Below are 18,459 nucleotides of genomic sequence, written 5' to 3'. Positions count from 1 at the left end.
ACGTGAAACCAATACGCATACTATCCCCCACGCTGAACTTGTTGGCTGAGATCGATGACTATGAATCCTTCATCTTTACCAGGCGCTGGCACGGCGTGGGGGAGTTCGAACTCCACATCAACCGCCACAAGCAGCACACGGACAAGCTCCAGCTAGACAACTTAATCTTGCTCGGATCCGACACGCACAAGGTGGGGATTATCCGGCATCGTGAGATTGGGCTGGACGAGAGCGGTAAAGACGGGGAGAACTGGGTTATTCGGGGATATGAACTCAAAGGAGTGGTTGGTCAACGTCTCACGTTGCCACCAGATCATACCGCATATGATAACAAGTCTGGTGACGTTGAGACGGTGATGAAACACTACGTTGATCGTAACATCGTCAACCCAACTGACCCAAAGCGGAAAATGCCGATGCTCACAATGGCTCCAAACCAGCAGCGTGGCCCACAGGTGTCATGGCAGAGTCGGTTCAAAAACATAGCCGAAGAACTGGAGGCAATCTCCCTGCTTACTGGAGTCGGGTGGAGTGTTGCGGTGGACTACAAAAATTTGGTTTGGGTGTTTGATGTGGCAATAGGGCGTGACGTCACGGCAAGGCAAGCTGTAAACCCGCCGGTGATTTTTTCTCCTGAATACGATTCAGTTAAGAATCTAAGTCTCGTGGACAGCTACATGAACTACAGAAACACTGCTTATGTGGCTGGACAGGGTGAGGGTGTGGACAGGCGTGTCGTGGAAGTTGGGACGGCCGAGGGACTTGACCGCTTTGAATTGTTTGTCGATGCCCGGGATGTAGCTGAAGAGACTGAGGATGACCCGCCACAGCCAAGGCCTGAACAAGAGATTATTGATGACCTTGAGAACCGCGGGCAGCAGTACCTGGCTGATTATGCAGCAGTTTTCACGCTGGAAGGGCAGATTCTGACCAACTCACCTTTTCAGTACGAAAGAGATTGGGACCTCGGAGATGTGGTGACGGTACAGAATCTTGGCTGGGGTGTGACAAGGGATGCCAGGGTTACAGAAGTAAAAGAGATATACGAACCTTCCGGCTTTCAGTTGGAGGTAACATTTGGGCAATCGCCTCCAACGTTGATACGAAAAATCAAGCAAGAGTTAAAACAGATGAGTGCAGAAGTGCGGAGATAACGAAAGGAACACAGCACCCGGTAGGGTGTTTTTTATTGGAGGTGAGCTGTTTGGATTGGGCTGTCATTGTATCAGCCGCAGCTGCCATTTCGGGCATCATCCTTGGCTGGCTTGGACGGGCCCGGACAATTCGCAAGGACGGCGCAGAGGACGGAGAGTTGCGGGCCTCGGTGAACTACATCCGCCAGGGCGTCGATGACCTGCGGGTGGAACTCCGGGCTCAAGGCCAGCGGTATGACTTGCTTGCCGAACGTGTCACTCGGGTTGAGGAAAGTGCGAAGCAAGCACACAGGCGGATTGACCGAATCGAAGCTGAGGGGAGAGGTAATTAATGGACACCGGACAACTTTTCACTTGGGAAGCGCTCGCCACAATGGGGGGCGCTTCTTTGTTGACCTATTTCGTCGTTCAGTATACAAAGAGCCTCATTGACCGGTTTGCGGCCGGCTGGCTGCCGACGGATTTGTATGCAGTGATTGTCGCCAGCATCATCCTAGTGACAGCGCAGCTGGCGCTCGGTGCGAATCCCGCTGACTGGCGCGTGTATGTGCTGGCTGGGGCCAACGGGTTCCTCGTGGCGGCCGCAGCCGGGCAGATGCAGCGAAAGGCGATTGAACCACCTGGAAACGGAAAGAGGGAGGATGATGCAAATGCTTAAGATATACGATGATGCCGGACACGGCGGGGCTGATCCCGGGGCTGTTGGGAATGGAGTAAGAGAAGCAGATGTAGCGTTGGCAGTTTCTCTTAACGTCGCAGACCATTTACGTCGTCATGGATTTGAGGTAAAACTTTCGCGAACAAGCAACGCAGGAAAAAGCCTTCAGGCAAGAACAGACGAGGCAAATAAATGGGGTTCCGATGCGTTTATTTCGATCCATTGTAACGCTTCGGCTTCTCCGGAAGCGAACGGATTTGAAATTTGGCACACCATTCATGAGACAAAATCGAAAGGTGACGAGCTGGCTAAAGCAATCGAAAAATGGATGGACATACTGACACCACTTGCAAATCGTGGTTCAAAGTCAAAGGCCAGTAAGAAGAATCCGCAAGATGACTACTATCATGTCATCAGAGAGACCAGGATGCCAGCCGTCATCGTGGAGATTGGGTTTGTATCCAATCCCAAAGACGCTGCCTATCTCAAATCAGCTTCCGGCCAGGCGGCCATCGCGGAAGCCATCGCTCGTGGGGTGGTGGAATGGGCAGGATTGAAGTGGCAGCCAGCGGGAACATCTCAGAAGCAGGATGACGGCAAAAAGTACCGCCTGCTGACTGGAACATTCGCTGACCGACAGGAAGCGGTGGCCGCGGCCGAGAAGTTGCTGCGGCAATTCAGCTGGACGGTTTACGTCATCGAGTCTGGCGACAAGTACCGACTGAAAACCGGTACGTTTTCTAGTCGGCAGGATGCTGAGGCGGCAGCCGAAAAGCTGCATAAACAGTTTGGATGGCTCGTTTACGTTATTGATGCTTGACAAGCATCTTTGCAAATGTGGAATAGACGGCAACAAAACACTCCGGCCGAGCGCCGGGGATTTTTTTGTTTGGCCAAGACTTTCCACTATCATTTCGAACATCCGTTTGCATATAATAAAATCAAACAAACGTTCGAGGTGGTATCATGATTCGTCAGCTGAGGTGAGGCCCGTGTACAATTCAGGAGGAGAAACATACTGCGGACCCTGGACAGTGCGCTGGAACTTCCACATGGAGCCTTTCGCAAAGGATGGGGAATCCACTGGATTTGGCCGCTTTGTTGGTCTTGTTGATGGTTTAGCTGTGGCTCAGATGTGGTTTGTTCCGGGCGGCGTAAAAATAGAACATGCCCAGGGATATGCTGTGCAGCTCGATATCGAAAGAAAAGAAATAACCATTCTTCAAAAGATGTGAAATTCTATATTGCATGTTTTTTGCTTTTATGATATTTTTGTGTCGGGCGGGAAGAAAGTCCCAGCTAGGTGTACGTGCCGACGACCGGCACGTGATAGATAGTACCTCCCGACATGGGAGCGGTGTGCCGATGATGTCATCATCGGCGATAAATACCATTCTTGTGAATGGGTACGCGGCATTTAGGTGCTGCTATAAAAAAGGTTAAATGGGATAATACGCCTTTGGCGTGTGTGGTTTAAAAAGGCTATCTGGATATTTATCCGGGTGGCCTTTTTGTGTTTTTTTCGGGCGACCTGGGTAAATATCAAAATTTTTCCTTGAATGCAAAAGGGGGAATGGTTAAACTTGGAGATACCGAATATACGTTCGGTTTTTGGGGGCAAAATATGTCGATGCGAACACCGACACATTATCATAGAAAGGAAGAGGCTTTTGAAAAAAGAGGTTTCGGTTGAAAGGCTGGCCGAGCTGCTTGGGATTGATCTGAATGAACTCATTGAAGTTATTCATTCAGCTCGGAAAACTGCCGAAGGGAGCGAAGGAAAGCAATGATAGCCTTCGCTTCCTTTTTTGTCAATGGTTTTCCATCCAGCGTTAATTTAAATCGCTTTAATAATTCATTATCTGAGAGCTCTAACTTTGTCAAAAACTCATGTTCGGTTTCATATTTTGCAGTTTCTTTGCTATCGACATCATGTATTTTCATTCCATGTTTTCTTGCTAATTTTTCCAGATCGTCAGCAAAGTCAAAGACGGTTTTTCCACTAATATAATAATCGTCTAAACTCTCTAAACCTCTTTTGATTGTTCTGTAATTGTAATGCTCGTTAAACTCATGTTTCGCGTATTCTATATCTTCTTCGGTTATGTCTCCCTCATCAGCATTTAAAAAATTCATTTCATACCATTGATCGAATATGTCTGTGGCAGGTCCAAGTGGTAGGTGTCCTGCGAACGTATAGAATATGTCTTTGTGAAATTTTTCCTCAAACCAACCTTCATCATCAGTAAATAATTTCAGTAGCGACAATACTTTTTCCATTGTTTTCTTCTTATTTTGGTAGACATTGATGAGCTCAAGATCTTTTTCACCTAATAGTTCAGATGCAGAGACTCCTAAGGCGTTAGCGATTTTAATCAATGTTTCAGCCGATGGATATTTAACTCTTCCGCTTAGCAAAGATGTGATCGTGGATTGTGGCAGTCTTGCTTCCTTTGCTAACCGATACTTCGTCCACCCTTTCTCCTTCAATAACTCCTCAATTTTTTCAATCACAGACACTTATTTTGTGCCTCCTTAAACGTATTTTTGTTGGCGTTGATTATTATCCCCAGCAAAGGCGTTTCTAGGTTAGAAATACTTTATATCTAGATATCGACATATCAATTCTACGTTGTATATGACGAAATGTCAACATATCGTGAGAAAAACTAAGAAAATAAGAGAAAATATGACAAAATATGGTTATAACGATGTTTGACTATAACGATATGTCGTCGTATTTTTGTCTTGGAGGTGAGAACGTGACAGGGCACAATCTCGGTTTAGTCATCACGAGATTACGGAAAGAGCGTGGTATGACGAGATATCGTCTTGCTAGGGAAAGCGGGGTGTCTTATTCGTACTTGGTTGGTATTGAAGAAGGCAAACACAGTCCGTCGATGAACATCGCCCTAAAAATCGCCGCAGCGTTGGGAGTAACTGTTGCTGAGTTGATTAGAGAGGAGGAGTTGCATGAGCAGAACAACTGAAGTTGCGAATCCCCAAATCTTTAATCACCAACTGTTTGGGGAACTGCCTGTGATGGTGGTTGATGGTGTTGAGTGGTTTGGGGCTTCAGAGGCTGCTATTGCACTTGAATTTTCCAATCCGCATGCAGCCATCAAAAACCACGTAGAAGAAGATGACCTAACGGTCCGTGAGGTCATGGATTCCCTTGGTCGAACCCAAAAAAAGAAATTTGTCAATGAATCTGGCCTTTATTCACTCATTTTCGGCGCTGCCCGCCAGGGTAATAACCCGGAAATCAGAGAGAAAGCCAAGGCGTTCAAGAGATGGGTAACTGCTGAAATCCTTCCGGCCATTCGCAAGCACGGCGCCTACATGACCGAGCAGACAATCGAACGAGCATTGACTGATCCTGACTTTTTGATTCAGTTGGCCACGCAACTGAAAGCAGAAAGAGAAGCCCGAAAGGCACTGGAGGCACAGATCAAGCAAGACAAGCCTTTCACCACTTTCGGGAAGTCGGTTGCTCACTCAAGTGATGCAATAACATTTGGGGAGTTTGCGAAGCTGTTGAACAACAACGGCATCAAAATTGGACGGAACCGGTTGTTCGATTGGATGAGAAAAAATGGCTATCTCATCAAGTCAGGCCGTGAGAAGAACAAGCCAAAACAGCAATATGTGGAGCAAGGCCTTTTTCAGGTAAAAGAAAGCGTGGTACATGCAGTTGATCATGATTTCATCAGAATAACCACACTCATTACGGGCAAAGGACAGCTGTATTTTTTGGAGCAGCTCAAACAAACCTTTGGGGGAGGTGAGAAAGGTGAAGGTGCGAGTAGGTGACTGGCTGGCTACGCCGCCACGTATCAGGATGCTGCTGCTTGAGCTTGCGGCTAAATGCCAGCACAAGAAGTGAAGGTATCTCTAACCTATGGATACCTTTGAGAGAGGGGAGAAAGCGATGCACATAAGCTTCCGCACCTTGAAACTCCACAATTACAAAAGTCACCGCGATCTGGTCGTTGAATTTGGGCCAGTGACCAGAATCAGCGGTGACAACGCAAAAGGTAAATCCAGCATATTAGAGAGCATTTCATGGACATTATACGGCACTTGCCCATATGGCAGCAAGTTGGACCCGTCGCCGATTGGATATGACTACGACGAAGTAAAGGCGGAACTGTTGCTCACGGTTGACGGCAAAGACATTCTGTTGGGACGCGGTTTGGTCAAGGGGAAAGCAAAGTATTGGATCAATGAAGTTCCGGCGAAGGCCACCGAGTATGAAGAAGTAGTCAAGTCAATGTTCGATAAGGATTTATTCCTGGCGCTCTTCAATCCATCCTACTTCTTTTCGCTTCACTGGGAAAAGCAGCGATCCATGTTGTTGCAGTACGTTCCGGCGCCGACCATCCGAGAAGTCGTTGAGCATCTGCCTGCACCACAAGCGGAAGTGCTAACGCCTCTACTGAAAAAATGGTTGCTTTCAGACATTGAAGCCATCCACCGTGATAACAAGAACACGAAGGACAAGCAGTACATTGCTGCCAAATCCCGTACCAAAACGCTGCAGGAGCAGCTGGATGCGGCGACCGGTGCGGCCGGGAACGTAGACGTCATGGCGGCACAGAAAGAAATCGAGCGCCTGGACACTGCAATTGCCGAGGCGAGACAAAAGATTTACGAAGCTGACCAAAACAACCGGCGCATCACGGAGCTGCAAGGAAGAATCCGAGCCCTCCTTGAACAGCGCGACCGCATGAAGGCCCAGTTCCCGACGCTAAAAAACGAACCAATTGAAGATACCTGCCGCGTGTGCGGACAAGCCTTGCAGGGTGAGGCACGGGCCAGGGCCGAGGAGGACAAGAAAAAGCGGATTGAGCAGTTTAAGGCCGAGTTTGACATGGTAGTGCAAGAGCGCAAGCAGCTTGAGGAAGAGTTGGCGGCCATGGAATACATCGACGTGTCTGAGCAGCTGGAAGAAATCCGGCGGCTCGAACAAGAGCGCATGGCCCTTGTCGAAGGCGTCCGGCGTTTTGAAAGTCTGCATGAGCTGGAGCAAAAGCTCGAACAGGCCAAAGCGGACGAACAGGCGACGCTGGAGAGTTTGCGGGAGTCTACGTTCATCTTGGATGCCGTCAAAGCATTCCGAGCGAAAGAAGCGGAGTTGCAGGCCGAAAAGGTTCAAAGCCTCTTCACCGCGCTGTCCATCCGGTTGTACGAGCAGCAGAAGAACGGGGAAATCAAGCCCACTTTTGAGATCGAATACGACGGTCGCCCGTACAGCAAGTTGTCCCTCAGCGAAGGCATCCGGGCTGGTCTGGAGCTGCGGGACGTTCTGAGCGAACAAAGCGGCATCATCGCCCCTTGCTTCATCGACAACGCCGAGAGCATCACGCATTTCCGGCGGCCAAAAGGTCAGCTCATCATCAGCCGTGTGGTGGCCGGGCAGGAATTAAAGATTGAGTTGGGTGACGCCGAATGAAAAACGGCAAGCGGCCGACATGGAGGCAAAAAATCGCAATGCAGTGGGCTGGCCTAAATCCCGCGAATTGGCTGGTGAGCAAGGTTGGACCAGATTACCTGCTGCTGGTCCACCGCCATACCGGAACGACCAGGAAGATACCGAAGGGGGACTGATCGGCATGACCCAAGAATTTTATGCCTACTGCTATCCGGAGCCTGGAGGTTGGCACACACCTCCAGTGACATTACGCAGTCCGGAAGAAGTCTATCGTTACACGCAGCTCCACAAAAAACTGTTTCGAGAAATCCGCGTGACAGATTCCAGCGATCACGTTGTTGTTCAGATAATCGATGGAAAGTACACGTGGCCGGAAGAATGGAAACAGTTGAATGAGATCAACAAGTGAAGGAGGCTCATCAATGCAAACAAAAGAAATTTCCGTCGGTTTCATGTACACGAAAAACTTGGGCAACTACCAGTCGCTCAAAGTTGATGCTGGTGTCGTGATGACGGTCGAGGACGGGGATGACATCGAAGAGGTTTACCAAAAGGCTTGGGAGACAGTGAAAAAGCAAGTGAAGCGAGGACTTGAATCAGCGAATGGGGGGAACTTTTGATGAGCAAGGCATTGGCATCAGTAAACACAGAGGCGGTTGTTGGAGGGTTCACTCAGGCCGAATTGGACACCTTGAAGGCGACCATTGCCCGCGGCACAACCAACGAGCAGTTTGCGCTGTTTGTGCAGACGTGTGTGAACGCCGGTTTGAACCCGTTTCTCAATCATGTGCATTGCATTGTTTACCAGGGCAAGGATGGCCCAACCATGTCAATCCAAGTCGCTGTCGAGGGCATTCTCTACCTTGCCCGGCAATGCGAGGGGTACAAAGGTATCGATGTGCAGTTGGTACACGAAAACGATGACTTCAAGGTTGGGCGCGATGAGCAAGGCAACATCAAAATCAAACAGCACGAATTTGGGTTCCCGCGCGGCAAGGTAATCGGCGGCTATGCGATTGCACGGCGTGAAGGATTTCCAGACGTGGTTGTAGTCATGGAAGTTGACGAGGTTGAACACATGCTCAAAGGCCGCAACGCTCACAAGTGGCGCGAGTGGTTCAATGACATGTTCAAGAAGCATATCGTCAAGCGTGCGGCAAAGCTGCAATTCGGCATCGAGATTGCCGAAGATGAGCACGTTCCGTCCGGTGTGGATGTGGTGCCGGAGTACAAGCTCAGACCGGATGCAATCGACGTGACGCCGCAGGAGCCGATGAAGGCACCGGAGTCGGTCCAGCAGGAGGACAAACCCGACGAGGAAGCCGCCACCAAAGAAAAGTTGACCGCAGAAATCAAAGATAAGTTCAAACGGCTGGGCATCACAACAGCTGCCGGCCGGAAAGAGTTCTTCGAGCAAAACGGCATCTCGTTCAAGGATCCAAAAGACCCGACAATCGCGGAGATGACCGGGTTGATCAAGGTCTTGGACATGCATCTAGCGCAGCAAGCGGACGATGACCTGCTGGAGTGAGCGGCCATGATGGTCAACATCCTTGCCGGCGGATCGGGCGGCAACTGCATCGCCGTCCGGTCCGGCAACATCACAATACTAATCGATGCCGGCATCCCGGCCGCAAAAATCGAGCGGCACCTGCTGGACGCGGGCATTCGGCCGGATGAAATCGCCGGAATCTTCATCACCCACGCACACAAGGATCACGTGAAAGGCCTACCACTTGCGAACAAATACCACATACCGGTGTATGCGGCAGAGGGGGAGTGGAAGGACATTCACGGCGTGGACGAATATTTGCAATGCACTCTTGTACCAAGCAAACCTCATTATGTCCGCAGATTTGTTGTGACGCCTTTTGAAACGCATCATGATGCCTACGAACCGCTTGGATTGGCAATTGAGGTTGACGGCAAAAAGGTTTCCATCTGCCTCGACACCGGACTCGTCGATGACGAGATGCTGGATGCGATGCAGGGCAGTGACATCATCGTGATGGAAGCCAACCACGACCCGGATATGTTGGCGGCCAGCGACTACCCGGACAGCGTCAGGGAGCGCATCCTTTCCGACAGGGGGCATCTGTCGAATCAGCAGGCAGCAGAGGCGTTGTCCAGGCTGGTCCAGGGCCGGGGCGAACGGGTATACCTCACACATTTGTCGCGGAAGAACAACCTGCCGGCACTGGCCAGGATGACGGTTGAACAGGCTCTCAAGCGGAAGGGATTTAAAAACGGTACGCACTACCATCTGGAGGTGGTTTGAGTGGACGTTGTAAGGGTGACCAAGCAAGTCTTCACTTTAACTGAAAAAGGAACCATACACGCTGGGGACGTGTTTTTGGCCGATCGCCGTTTGGGTGGTTGGATGATTATCGATGGGAAGTTTAACGGCTACTTCTTGCATGAACATGAAGCGGAGCTTGTACCCGAATTTGAACAGATGAAGAAGGAAGTAACGGAGTTGAAAAAGCGATATGAACAGGCTGTCCAGGTTCGGGAGCTACTACAAAAGGAAATCGACGAACTCAACCAGGAGCGGAAGGCGCTACTCCTGGCCGTGGATAAGCAGAAGGTTGTGATCCCGGAGGAAGTTGCCGAGGCGATCGAACAGATAAGAATGTCCGGACATGAATGGGAGTTATTTTACAATGACCACATCTATCAAAGAGCCAATGGGTCAAATCGGTATTTTCAAGTCATCGCTGATTACATGCAAAAGATAACGAACGTAAAAACGTACTTTTCCGCACTAATCAACGGATACACAACAAAAGAAGAAGCCCTTGAAGAACAGGTAAGCCACATGCTCCACGAGTGGCTTGAAGCTGAATACGAGGGGGATGAGGAAACAGATCGCCGTGAATTTGCCAAAAGGCTAGTCAGTTTCATGAGGAGAGAGTTGGCACAAAGCGGGTGAGGTGAGTGGCAAACCCTCAATTGGAAGACGGCCACACCAGGATAGCGAACGAAATCCTTGACCATATCATGCAAGCCAGTCTCAACGGCACGCAGTTTCGCCTTGTTTTGGCGATCTGGCGCTACACATACGGATTCCAGCGCAAAGAGCACGAGATGTCGCTCAGCTTCTTGGCACAAGCCATTGGCGCCAGTCGAAGCCAGGTTGACAGGGAGCTGAAAACACTGATTGAGCGAAAAATCATCACCATCGTTGGGACTGGCCAGAAAGGGGGGCGAGTGATTCGGTTCAACAAGAATCATTCCGAGTGGTGTCCTCTAAATAGAGGACAGACCAAAGTGTCCTCTAATCAGAGTACAGAACTGTACTCTAATCCGAGTACTAAGAAAGAAAAAACTAAAGAAAAAAAGAAAAATACTCGGCAACGTAAAACGTATGCCGAGGACAGCACCTACTTTAAGATGGCCAAATACTTCTATGAGAAGGTTTCAGCAGTGGCAGAGGCAGAAGGATTGAAGCATCTCACAATCAAGGCAGACCTTCAAAAATGGGCTGATGAGTTCAGGAAGCTGGTAGAGCTGGATGGATTAAAGGATAAGCATCTGATAAAGGACGTTATGGACTGGGTTACAACGGATGACTTCTGGAAAACAAACATCCTCAGCGCCAAAAAGTTTCGACAGAAGTTCGGGGAACTGGCGCTGAAAATGAAGGTTGCACAAAAGCCAAGGCAACAACGCCAACCTGACCCGCGTGACAAAGAGATTGCATTTCAGAGATGGGTAGCGGAGGGGAATGATCCGGATGCTTTCGATTGGACCAATTGAGGCAACAGTAGACATCACAGCCGAGCAGTCGGTCCTCGGAGCGGTGTTCCTGGAGCCGGAAATATTGGATGAACTCACATTCCTGGAGTCCCGGGATTTCTATAGCCCACGACACCAAAAAATCTTCGAAGTCATGCGCTATCTCCACGAGAGGGGCATGGCGGTGGATGTTGTCACTGTGGCTGAGGAATATCTGAAGTTTGGCCGCATGGATGATATGGGCGGTGTGACATATCTTACCGAACTTGTTCAAGCCTGTCCGACCGCTGCCAATGCTGTGCATCACGCCCGTATCGTTCGCTCCAAGGCCATCCGCCGGCGTGGGGTGGAGACGGCGCAGAAAATCGCAGAGCTGGCGCATGAGGACTTCGAATCGGATGAGGATTACTTTTCGGCGGTTGAGGCGTTGGTCAGCGATATGAGGCCGCAGGAAGTCGGAAAGATGCGCAGTTTCCGGGAGACCAGGGAGCAATACTTCCGGCATCTGACGAAAAAAGCCGAATTCATCCCGACTGGCTTCAAACAGTTTGACGATTGGGCGCACGGGTTGTGGCGTGGTTGGCTCTTTGTATCCGCCGGCCGGCCAAGCGTCGGAAAAACAGCGCTGGTCCTGCAAAGGTTGCTCGGTATCGCAAGGCAAAACGCTGGCGTGGTGCTTTTGTACAGCCAAGAGATGGACGAGAACCAGATAAAGGACCGGATGATTGCGTGTGCCTCAGGCGTCAACTACAGCCGCATCAAAAACAAGAACCTGACCGACAACGAACTGGCCATGATCCGTCACTACTATGACGAGTTTGAAGCATTGCCGATATTCATCCAGGACTCATCAGGTGTGAGCATCGATGAGATTCGAGCAACGGCCAGGTTGTTCAAGCGCCGGTACGGGAAAATCGCCTGCATAGCAGTGGACTACCTACAAATCATGTCCATCCCGCAAAAGCGGGGAGAGACCCGTGCCCAGGCCATCGGCCGCGTGACAAGCGCAGCGAAGCAAATAGCCCGCGACATGGACTGCTGCTTCATGATGCTCAGCCAAATGACGAGGGAATCGGAGCAAAAGAAAAAGCCTCAACTTTCCGATTTGCGCGAATCTGGAGCGATTGAACAGGATGCCGACGTGGTGGAGTTCCTCTGGCACGACCCGAACGACAGTGATCCCAACGGCAAAGTAATCCAGCAGACAATCGCAAAAGGCCGAGATATTGGGGTCAACGAGTTCAGGTTGTTATTTCAGGGCTGGTTGCAACGATTCAAGGAGTTGCCACTGAGATGAGTATGGTGAACGAGCGGAGGATCGAGACAGAGGAGCAGTACCAAAAGTCGCTGCAGTGGCTCGTGGAAAAGGCGCAGCTCATTGAGCACCCGCTTCTGGACGAGCAGTCGCGGGAAAAGCTGCTCAGGCAATACGACTTTGTCGCAAGCAAAGTGATTGAATACCGGCGGAACAGGTCGCCGAAGGAAAAACGCAAGGAGGAAATATCTGATTGGTTGGACGATTAGGAGGGTCTGAAATGCCTGGTTATCCAATTCTCAATAAAGCAAACGAGGCCAAAGCTGTTGGAAATGGGCCGGTGGTCACATACAAACTGTCGGAAGAAGAGCTTGCGAAGTATAGAGGGGAAAATCAAGAAATGCAAAAACCCAAGCCTGCAGAGCAGGAGCAACAAGAGAAGACAAATGGACTCCACAACCGCAAATACAACATTACAAAAGAGTTTTTGGAAGCGGAGATCGCGGCCGGCAAGTCGCAAACACAGATCGAACGTGAACAGGGCATGCGTGAGGGTACGCTTTACTACTACATCAAGAAGTACGGTATCAAGTACGAATCGAAACGCGGGAAAAAAGGATCCGGTAAGCATCGAGAAGCAGAACCGTCAAATACAGTCTCGGAGCAAAAAGCTGAATCGGCATACTCGGTCCAGGAACAAAAGCAGGAGACGGGACCAGACGACATCATCAACCGGCCGGCACATTATGTTGCTGGCGGAATCGAGACGATCGAATTTATCAAAGCAAAGCTGACGCCTGAGCAATTTGAGGGTTATTTGGCCGGCAACGTTCTGAAATATCTCTCACGCTACAGGCACAAGAATGGTCTGGAAGACTTGCGAAAAGCTGGATGGTATTTAACCAGATTGATTGCAGAAATGGGCGGAGATACGAAATGGACAGACTGACTATCCTGCAAGAACTTGCTGAAGCCCGGCGGGAATACTGCCGGCTGCTCGAAGCCGAGAAACACGCAGACCCCGTATATGTGGATGTTGTTGTGCTGCAAATCATGGCCCAGACAAAGCGTCTGGAGGCGCTAAGACGGGAACTGGAGGCCGCCGGATGAGGGAGGGGTGAACATGCCACCTAAGCGAAACATGCCCATCCACCTATCACGCCACGCTATCCGGCGCTGGCGGGAAAGGGTTGGCAACGACAGAGTGGTATCCATCCAGGGTTACATGCGGAGAGCAATCACGTCCGCCATCAAGCGAGGCGTCCTGGTGGACAAGCAGGGGGCTGCCACCATCAACGTGACGCCGGACGGAATAAAGGCGGTGGTGGCGCCGAGTGTAAGAGGCGGATGGGAAGTGTTGACAGTGTGGGTAGAGGAGAAACGGAGGGAAACGAATGAGATGCAAATATCCGCAGTGCAACAGGAATGCAGCGACAACGTGGGCGCAGGTGCCATTGTGCCACATGCACAAGAGTGTTATCGAAGCGGAAACGGCACGCTACTACGCGAACGAGCGGAGCGTGCGGATTAAATACGAAGACCGGACTGAGTATCTGAAAATCGCACACCTGATTCCGTGGTCGCAGGTGAATATAGGGAAGGTGATGCCGAGTGGCAAGGTTCGTTGGGATTGATCCGTCGACCAAAACCGGCTTTGTTGCACTTGACGAACATGGCAACGTCGTTCGAGCAAAGGAGCTGACTGGCGTCGGAGGCAGCGACCCCAAGCGCATGGTGACGCTCATCGACGAGGTGATGCGTCACCTTCAGCCTGAGGACATCATCTGCATCGAAGGTTTCGGATTTGCCAGCCAGCAGGCCATCCAGCTCGGAGGTATCGGGTGGGGCATTCGGATGGCACTCTATCGGCGAGGAATCGCCTATACAGAAGTGAGCCCGTCACAGGTAAAAAAGTTTGCCAGCGGCAAAGGCAATACCAAGAAAGACGAGATGGCCGTACACATTTACAAACGCTGGGGCTTTGAACACAGCAGCGACAACGTCCGGGACGCCTTTGTTCTGGCACAGATTGCGCGGGCAGTGAATAGGAGAAAAACGGCTGTTTATGACGAGTACATGCTACCGACTTATCAACTCGAAGTAATCAACAGCATTGTCAATCCGCCAAAAAAGCTGAAGAGGAAGAAGGTTGCGAAATGAATGCTCAGATGTCTTTATTTGAAGAATCAATACGCATCGAATGCGAGCATTGCGGGGCGGTTTTTATTCTTTACCCAAAGACAGCAGAGAATTTCAAGCAGGTTCACGGGTGCTACAAAAACAGAGAGGTGAATGAAAAGTGAAAACCACGCTGAACGTTTTGTTCAAGAAGATGCAGAAAGACGACAAAAAGGAAGTGCTGCACTTCCAAGTGCAAGGCGATGAGCTACCCCATGCTGAGAAGCTGGTGGAGATGGCTGGAGGCATCGTTCTGTTCGAGATCGACGGAAGCGACGCCGGCGAGATGACCGCAGAGTTCGCAACGTTGCAACGGGACAGCAAAAAGACGGTGCTCAAGTTCAACGTGAAGGGTGACAACCAAGATAAAATCATCAAACTGTATCCTCTTGCCGGCACAAACGTGACGCTGAGCCTTGAGCCGGCGCAAATGAGCATCGAGGACTTTTATGACGAACCGGATGCGGGCCTGCGATACACAGTGAACCAGGACGGGACGGTCGATGTGGACCAGAATCAAGTGACGCTTGACGAGGTAGCAGCAGCCGCCGACAATGTGGCAGACCTGGAAGCGGTGCGGAGAAAGAGGCGCAAGAAAGATGATTCGGGCGCCCTGGATGATGACTTGTTGCCGGATGTTTCCGATGATGATTTGCCGTTTTGAGGTGACCAGCATGGAAGGCATCGGCATCAAAGATTCAAACGGCAGGCCAATCTCAGAAGGTGACACAGTTTCAGTCAAGGTCAAAACATGGTACGGATTCCTGGAGATTTGCCGTGGGCCGATCAGATTCATCACCGACGACCTTAGCAGCTGGGGATGTGGGTATGCTGTGATGAACACGCATCGTGGCCCCACGTTCCTCAGCAGCATATCCAAGTCAAACACGGTGATTGAGGTAGTTGAAGAAATGGAAGGAGTTGAGCAGCGTGGATAAATTCAAGTGTCCATACTGCGGGGGAAGGTTTCTGGCGAGAACAACGATCATTCCTGATGAGGATGAGATTGAAAGAGAATTACGCCGAGAGCTTATCCAGTATTTGCATGGCCAGCAGCCGCACAAGGGTTACATTGAGCGAGTCGATGGAGAGAAGGATGCTTATAGATTTGAGCTGCAGCTTTACGATTCACCCGAAGGTGACACGTGGGTGTCAGGGATTGTTCGCTGGCATCCGCGGGGAGAGTTGCAGATTGAAGAGTTGAAGAGCTGGCAAATGTAAGTGTGCATTTGACCAATGATGTGCAAGGAGGTTTTTGAATGCGTGAATTAAAGTTCCGGGCATGGTCAATCGAAAAACAGTCATGGGTATATTTCAGGATTGACAATGTACCAACATGGGTACATCCGGCAGAGGTTTATCAATACATTGGCCTTAAAGACAAGAACGGGCGGGAAATTTATGAGGGAGACATAGTGACAGGTTGGTTTAATAACCAAAAAATTGTAGGACAGGTATTTTACGGCAGTAATGCTGCATTTTTCATTCAACGAAAAGATTTGTTAGGCATCAGTTTAATTAACGCCGATAGTTGGCTAGAAGTAATTGGTAATGTTTATGAAAATCCAGAGTTACTTAATGCATAATTCGTAGATTTTACGCCACGCCCCGGCGCCGACCGGGGCAATCCTCAACAAGAGGGTGACACGATGCAACAATTCGAGCTGCCGGAGCTGGACAGAAAGAAAACAAAAGAAGCGGTTGAGAACGCGCTGCGGACATACCGGTTGTACAAGTATCTCACCTTTGAGGAACGGGAGCCGGTGATCACGCCCAGGTACGAGCTGGCTGAGGGCGGTCGGAGCAACAGGGTTAGCGACCAAACCGCCGCTGTGGCTATACACAACGTAGACGGCCGGGAAGAGCATGAGCGGCGCCGGCGGTACTGTGAACGCATCGAAAGGGCGGTCAGCCGGCTTCCGAGGATGGAGCGGTTTCTCATCGAGGAACGGTACATGTGCCAGGAGGCTGATTATATCACGGATTACCATGTTTATAACTTCAAGTTTCAGCCGCCAATTTCTCAGCCTACATACGCGAAAATCAGGTGGCGGGCGTTCTACAGGCTTGCACTTAGCCTGAATATCGCAGTTGTAAAGGGTGATGGCGAAGATGCAACATGACCAAGCGATTGGGCATAGGGTTAAACAGGTGATGCTTATGGGGAAAAGAGACAGAAAGCCTTACAAAATCAGACTTGTCCCAACCGATGGCGACCCGGAACAAATCATCAAAGAACTGGTTGAAGAAAAAATACAATCCGTATTGCATAAACGAAATGCATTTTTTTATAATGATTCCAGACGTAACCAAGCAACGGGGGTAATTCGTAATGACAGCAAAAAATAGAGCAGTGGCATATGTCCGGGTATCAACAAAACGGGAATCCCAAAAGGACAGCCCTGAGCATCAGAAAGCCGCGATCGAAGCCTACGCCAGTGAGTTGGGTCTGGACATCATCAACACGTATGAGGACAGGGACACTGCCACATCCATTGTCGCCAGGCCTGAGGTGCAAAAGATGGTTGCAGACGCACAAAAAGGGTTGTTTGACACAATCCTTTTTTCGTCTTTGTCGCGGTTTTCTCGGGATGCTCTCGACTCGATCAGTTTGAAACGGATGCTGGTAAATGCGCTTGGCATCCGGCTCATTTCAATTGAGGACCTTTATGATTCGGCCAAAGACGACAACGAGATGCTTTTCGGCATTGTGTCAATCGTGAACCAGAAGCAAAGCGAGCAAATCGGGATTGCTTCAAGGCGTGGAATACGGCAGTCTGCACTGAAAGGTAACTTCACAGGGAGCCGTGCACCTTATGGATATAAAAAGGTAATTGTAAATGGAAGAAAAACGCTTGAAGTGGTTCCTGAACAAGCCAAAGTGGTGCAGATGATTTTCGACTTGTATGTAAATCAAAAGATGGGAGAAAAGGAAATCGTCAAGTATTTGAACGAGAAGGGCATCCCATCAGCAAAGGGCGGAACATGGGGCGTCACGAGCGTGCAGTACATATTGCAAAATGAGGTATACACAGGCAGAAATGTTTTTTGTAAATACACTGTTGTTAAGGTGTATGATGACATTTCCGATATGCATAATCGTCGGAGGAAGCTGGTTCGCCGTGAAACAAGTGAATGGGAACGGACTGAGTTTAGAACACATGAACCCATAATTGATGATGAGATGTTCGATAAAGCACAGAAAATCCGGTTGATTCGTGGTGGCGGCATGAGAGGTGGTAGGAAAAAGTTTTCCAACGTGTTTGCCAAGATGATTTTCTGCAAGCATTGTGGTTCTGCCATGGTGTCCATGTCTGGGAAAGGTAGTGAGAAATACAGGTATTTGGTTTGTTCTCGTAGACGGCGACATGGTGATGCCGGGTGCCATAACAACAAGTGGGTCCCATACTATCCTTTTCGCGATGATTTGATTGGAATGTTGGTGGACAGGCTTTCGAAGGCGATAGACAGTGAATCGTTGGCTGATGAAGCGGCAAAAAGTGCGACGATTGATGAACGTGATTTTGAGAAAGAGATAAGCCACATCCAGCGAAAGATTCAGGACAACCGCAGGTTGCTTTTCGAGATTAGGCGCCAGAACATGCTTGGCGAAATCGACAACGAACAATATGCCTTTGAGCGTGAGCAATATGAGCATGAGATAGAGAAGCTTGAAAAAAAGCTGGATGAGCTTGAAAAAAAGAAGGCCGATGCCGACGACAAAGAAAGGCTAAAGGCTGAGATAAAAGAGGCAATCGATGAACTGACATCGATTGAAAGCTATGATGACACCGAGAAGACACGAATCATTCTGAGCAAGATGATTGAACGGATAACTGTTGATGTTGATGGTAACATCGACGTATACACGCCGCTTGGGAAGATACTTTAATTTTTCCTTTTTTATGTGCTTGAAAATACATTACGAATGTCATTCAAAAATTGGGAGTAAAAGGTCGTTCTCAAGCGGTGGTTGAGTTGGTTCGGCTTGGAGAGTTAGAGCTGTAATTATGAACCCATTGAACCCCACCCTCAAGATGGG

Annotated in this window: 27 protein-coding genes and 1 pseudogene; 27 read left to right on the top strand and 1 reads right to left on the bottom strand. The window is 49.8% G+C overall.

Translation table 11 applies throughout. The features are described from left to right. Positions 1-2 precede the first annotated feature (2 nt). The 6 genes and pseudogenes from BAA01_09435 (at position 3) to BAA01_09410 (ending at position 3,505) form a co-directional block, all read left to right on the top strand. Positions 3-1,154 carry a hypothetical protein gene (locus BAA01_09435; GenBank protein OUM85680.1) on the top strand — a complete coding sequence of 384 codons (1,152 nt, stop codon included), beginning with the start codon at positions 3-5 and terminating at the stop codon, positions 1,152-1,154. 35 nt (positions 1,155-1,189) lie between these two features. Next, a complete protein-coding gene (locus BAA01_09430) occupies positions 1,190-1,486 on the top strand; it encodes a hypothetical protein (GenBank protein OUM85679.1) in 297 nt (98 codons plus the stop codon). Then, positions 1,486-1,812, top strand: coding sequence for a hypothetical protein (locus BAA01_09425; protein OUM85678.1), 327 nt, complete (start codon positions 1,486-1,488; stop codon positions 1,810-1,812). Before BAA01_09430 ends, BAA01_09425 begins: the two co-directional genes overlap by 1 nt. Beyond that, positions 1,799-2,383, top strand: a pseudogene (locus BAA01_09420) (N-acetylmuramoyl-L-alanine amidase). The gene BAA01_09425 and the pseudogene BAA01_09420 overlap by 14 nt, the downstream one beginning before the upstream one ends. A 463-nt stretch (positions 2,384-2,846) precedes the next feature. After that, complete coding sequence (locus tag BAA01_09415; GenBank protein OUM85677.1) at positions 2,847-3,047, top strand: hypothetical protein; 201 nt, start codon at positions 2,847-2,849, stop codon at positions 3,045-3,047. A 278-nt stretch (positions 3,048-3,325) separates the two neighbouring features. Continuing rightward, positions 3,326-3,505, top strand: a complete 180-nt coding sequence (locus BAA01_09410) for a hypothetical protein (protein OUM85676.1) — start codon at positions 3,326-3,328, stop codon at positions 3,503-3,505. A gap of 47 nt (positions 3,506-3,552) precedes the next feature. On the opposite strand, the gene BAA01_09405 is transcribed toward BAA01_09410, so the two are convergent. Then, the gene (locus tag BAA01_09405) at positions 3,553-4,332 is read right to left on the bottom strand and encodes a hypothetical protein (protein ID OUM85675.1); all 780 of its coding nucleotides are present in this window, start codon (positions 4,330-4,332) and stop codon (positions 3,553-3,555) included. 179 nt (positions 4,333-4,511) lie between these two features. On the opposite strand from BAA01_09405, the gene BAA01_09400 reads away from it, so the two are divergent. The 21 genes from BAA01_09400 (at position 4,512) to BAA01_09300 (ending at position 18,309) form a co-directional block, all read left to right on the top strand. Then, entirely contained in the window at positions 4,512-4,802 is a 291-nt protein-coding gene (locus BAA01_09400) for a hypothetical protein (protein OUM85674.1), read from the top strand. Continuing rightward, positions 4,786-5,625 carry a hypothetical protein gene (locus BAA01_09395; protein ID OUM85673.1) on the top strand — a complete coding sequence of 280 codons (840 nt, stop codon included), beginning with the start codon at positions 4,786-4,788 and terminating at the stop codon, positions 5,623-5,625. Before BAA01_09400 ends, BAA01_09395 begins: the two co-directional genes overlap by 17 nt. A gap of 118 nt (positions 5,626-5,743) precedes the next feature. Then, entirely contained in the window at positions 5,744-7,267 is a 1,524-nt protein-coding gene (locus tag BAA01_09390; protein ID OUM85714.1) for an ATPase, read from the top strand. Beyond that, a complete protein-coding gene (locus BAA01_09385) occupies positions 7,245-7,655 on the top strand; it encodes a hypothetical protein (GenBank protein ID OUM85672.1) in 411 nt (136 codons plus the stop codon). Before BAA01_09390 ends, BAA01_09385 begins: the two co-directional genes overlap by 23 nt. A 13-nt stretch (positions 7,656-7,668) precedes the next feature. Then, complete coding sequence (locus tag BAA01_09380; protein ID OUM85671.1) at positions 7,669-7,866, top strand: hypothetical protein; 198 nt, start codon at positions 7,669-7,671, stop codon at positions 7,864-7,866. Then, positions 7,866-8,777: a hypothetical protein gene (locus tag BAA01_09375; protein OUM85670.1), complete on the top strand. Its 912-nt coding sequence runs from the start codon at positions 7,866-7,868 to the stop codon at positions 8,775-8,777. The genes BAA01_09380 and BAA01_09375 overlap by 1 nt, the downstream gene beginning before the upstream one ends. A 6-nt stretch (positions 8,778-8,783) precedes the next feature. Beyond that, entirely contained in the window at positions 8,784-9,524 is a 741-nt protein-coding gene (locus tag BAA01_09370) for an MBL fold metallo-hydrolase (GenBank protein OUM85669.1), read from the top strand. Further along, positions 9,525-10,178, top strand: a complete 654-nt coding sequence (locus tag BAA01_09365; protein ID OUM85668.1) for a hypothetical protein — start codon at positions 9,525-9,527, stop codon at positions 10,176-10,178. Between the two features lie 461 nt (positions 10,179-10,639). Continuing rightward, the gene (locus BAA01_09360; protein ID OUM85713.1) at positions 10,640-11,005 is read left to right on the top strand and encodes a hypothetical protein; all 366 of its coding nucleotides are present in this window, start codon (positions 10,640-10,642) and stop codon (positions 11,003-11,005) included. Further along, entirely contained in the window at positions 10,983-12,281 is a 1,299-nt protein-coding gene (locus tag BAA01_09355) for a DNA helicase (protein OUM85667.1), read from the top strand. Before BAA01_09360 ends, BAA01_09355 begins: the two co-directional genes overlap by 23 nt. Further along, on the top strand, positions 12,278-12,508 hold the full coding sequence (locus BAA01_09350; GenBank protein ID OUM85666.1) for a hypothetical protein: 231 nt from the start codon (positions 12,278-12,280) through the stop codon (positions 12,506-12,508). Before BAA01_09355 ends, BAA01_09350 begins: the two co-directional genes overlap by 4 nt. Before the next feature lie 455 nt (positions 12,509-12,963). Further along, complete coding sequence (locus BAA01_09345) at positions 12,964-13,188, top strand: hypothetical protein (GenBank protein ID OUM85712.1); 225 nt, start codon at positions 12,964-12,966, stop codon at positions 13,186-13,188. A gap of 174 nt (positions 13,189-13,362) precedes the next feature. Continuing rightward, positions 13,363-13,770: a hypothetical protein gene (locus tag BAA01_09340; protein OUM85665.1), complete on the top strand. Its 408-nt coding sequence runs from the start codon at positions 13,363-13,365 to the stop codon at positions 13,768-13,770. 80 nt (positions 13,771-13,850) lie between these two features. Then, complete coding sequence (locus tag BAA01_09335; GenBank protein ID OUM85664.1) at positions 13,851-14,399, top strand: hypothetical protein; 549 nt, start codon at positions 13,851-13,853, stop codon at positions 14,397-14,399. Positions 14,400-14,538: 139 nt separating this feature from the next. Next, positions 14,539-15,081, top strand: a complete 543-nt coding sequence (locus BAA01_09330; protein ID OUM85663.1) for a hypothetical protein — start codon at positions 14,539-14,541, stop codon at positions 15,079-15,081. 10 nt (positions 15,082-15,091) lie between these two features. Further along, positions 15,092-15,355 (top strand): hypothetical protein, encoded by a 264-nt coding sequence (locus BAA01_09325; GenBank protein ID OUM85662.1) that lies wholly within the window; start codon positions 15,092-15,094, stop codon positions 15,353-15,355. Continuing rightward, positions 15,348-15,638, top strand: a complete 291-nt coding sequence (locus tag BAA01_09320) for a hypothetical protein (protein ID OUM85661.1) — start codon at positions 15,348-15,350, stop codon at positions 15,636-15,638. The genes BAA01_09325 and BAA01_09320 overlap by 8 nt, the downstream gene beginning before the upstream one ends. A gap of 38 nt (positions 15,639-15,676) precedes the next feature. Continuing rightward, on the top strand, positions 15,677-16,003 hold the full coding sequence (locus BAA01_09315) for a hypothetical protein (GenBank protein OUM85660.1): 327 nt from the start codon (positions 15,677-15,679) through the stop codon (positions 16,001-16,003). A gap of 63 nt (positions 16,004-16,066) precedes the next feature. After that, on the top strand, positions 16,067-16,540 hold the full coding sequence (locus BAA01_09310; protein OUM85659.1) for a transcriptional regulator: 474 nt from the start codon (positions 16,067-16,069) through the stop codon (positions 16,538-16,540). Further along, the gene (locus BAA01_09305) at positions 16,530-16,766 is read left to right on the top strand and encodes a hypothetical protein (GenBank protein ID OUM85658.1); all 237 of its coding nucleotides are present in this window, start codon (positions 16,530-16,532) and stop codon (positions 16,764-16,766) included. The genes BAA01_09310 and BAA01_09305 overlap by 11 nt, the downstream gene beginning before the upstream one ends. Further along, positions 16,750-18,309: a hypothetical protein gene (locus tag BAA01_09300; GenBank protein ID OUM85657.1), complete on the top strand. Its 1,560-nt coding sequence runs from the start codon at positions 16,750-16,752 to the stop codon at positions 18,307-18,309. Before BAA01_09305 ends, BAA01_09300 begins: the two co-directional genes overlap by 17 nt. The last annotated feature ends 150 nt before the right edge of the window (positions 18,310-18,459 follow it).

Origin of the sequence: Bacillus thermozeamaize (genome assembly GCA_002159075.1) — a bacterium.
Taxonomy (GTDB): Bacteria; Bacillota; Bacilli; order ZCTH02-B2; family ZCTH02-B2; genus Bacillus_BB; species Bacillus_BB thermozeamaize.
Note: the sequence above shows the minus strand (reverse complement) of the source record. Positions and strands in the feature narration are given on the sequence as shown.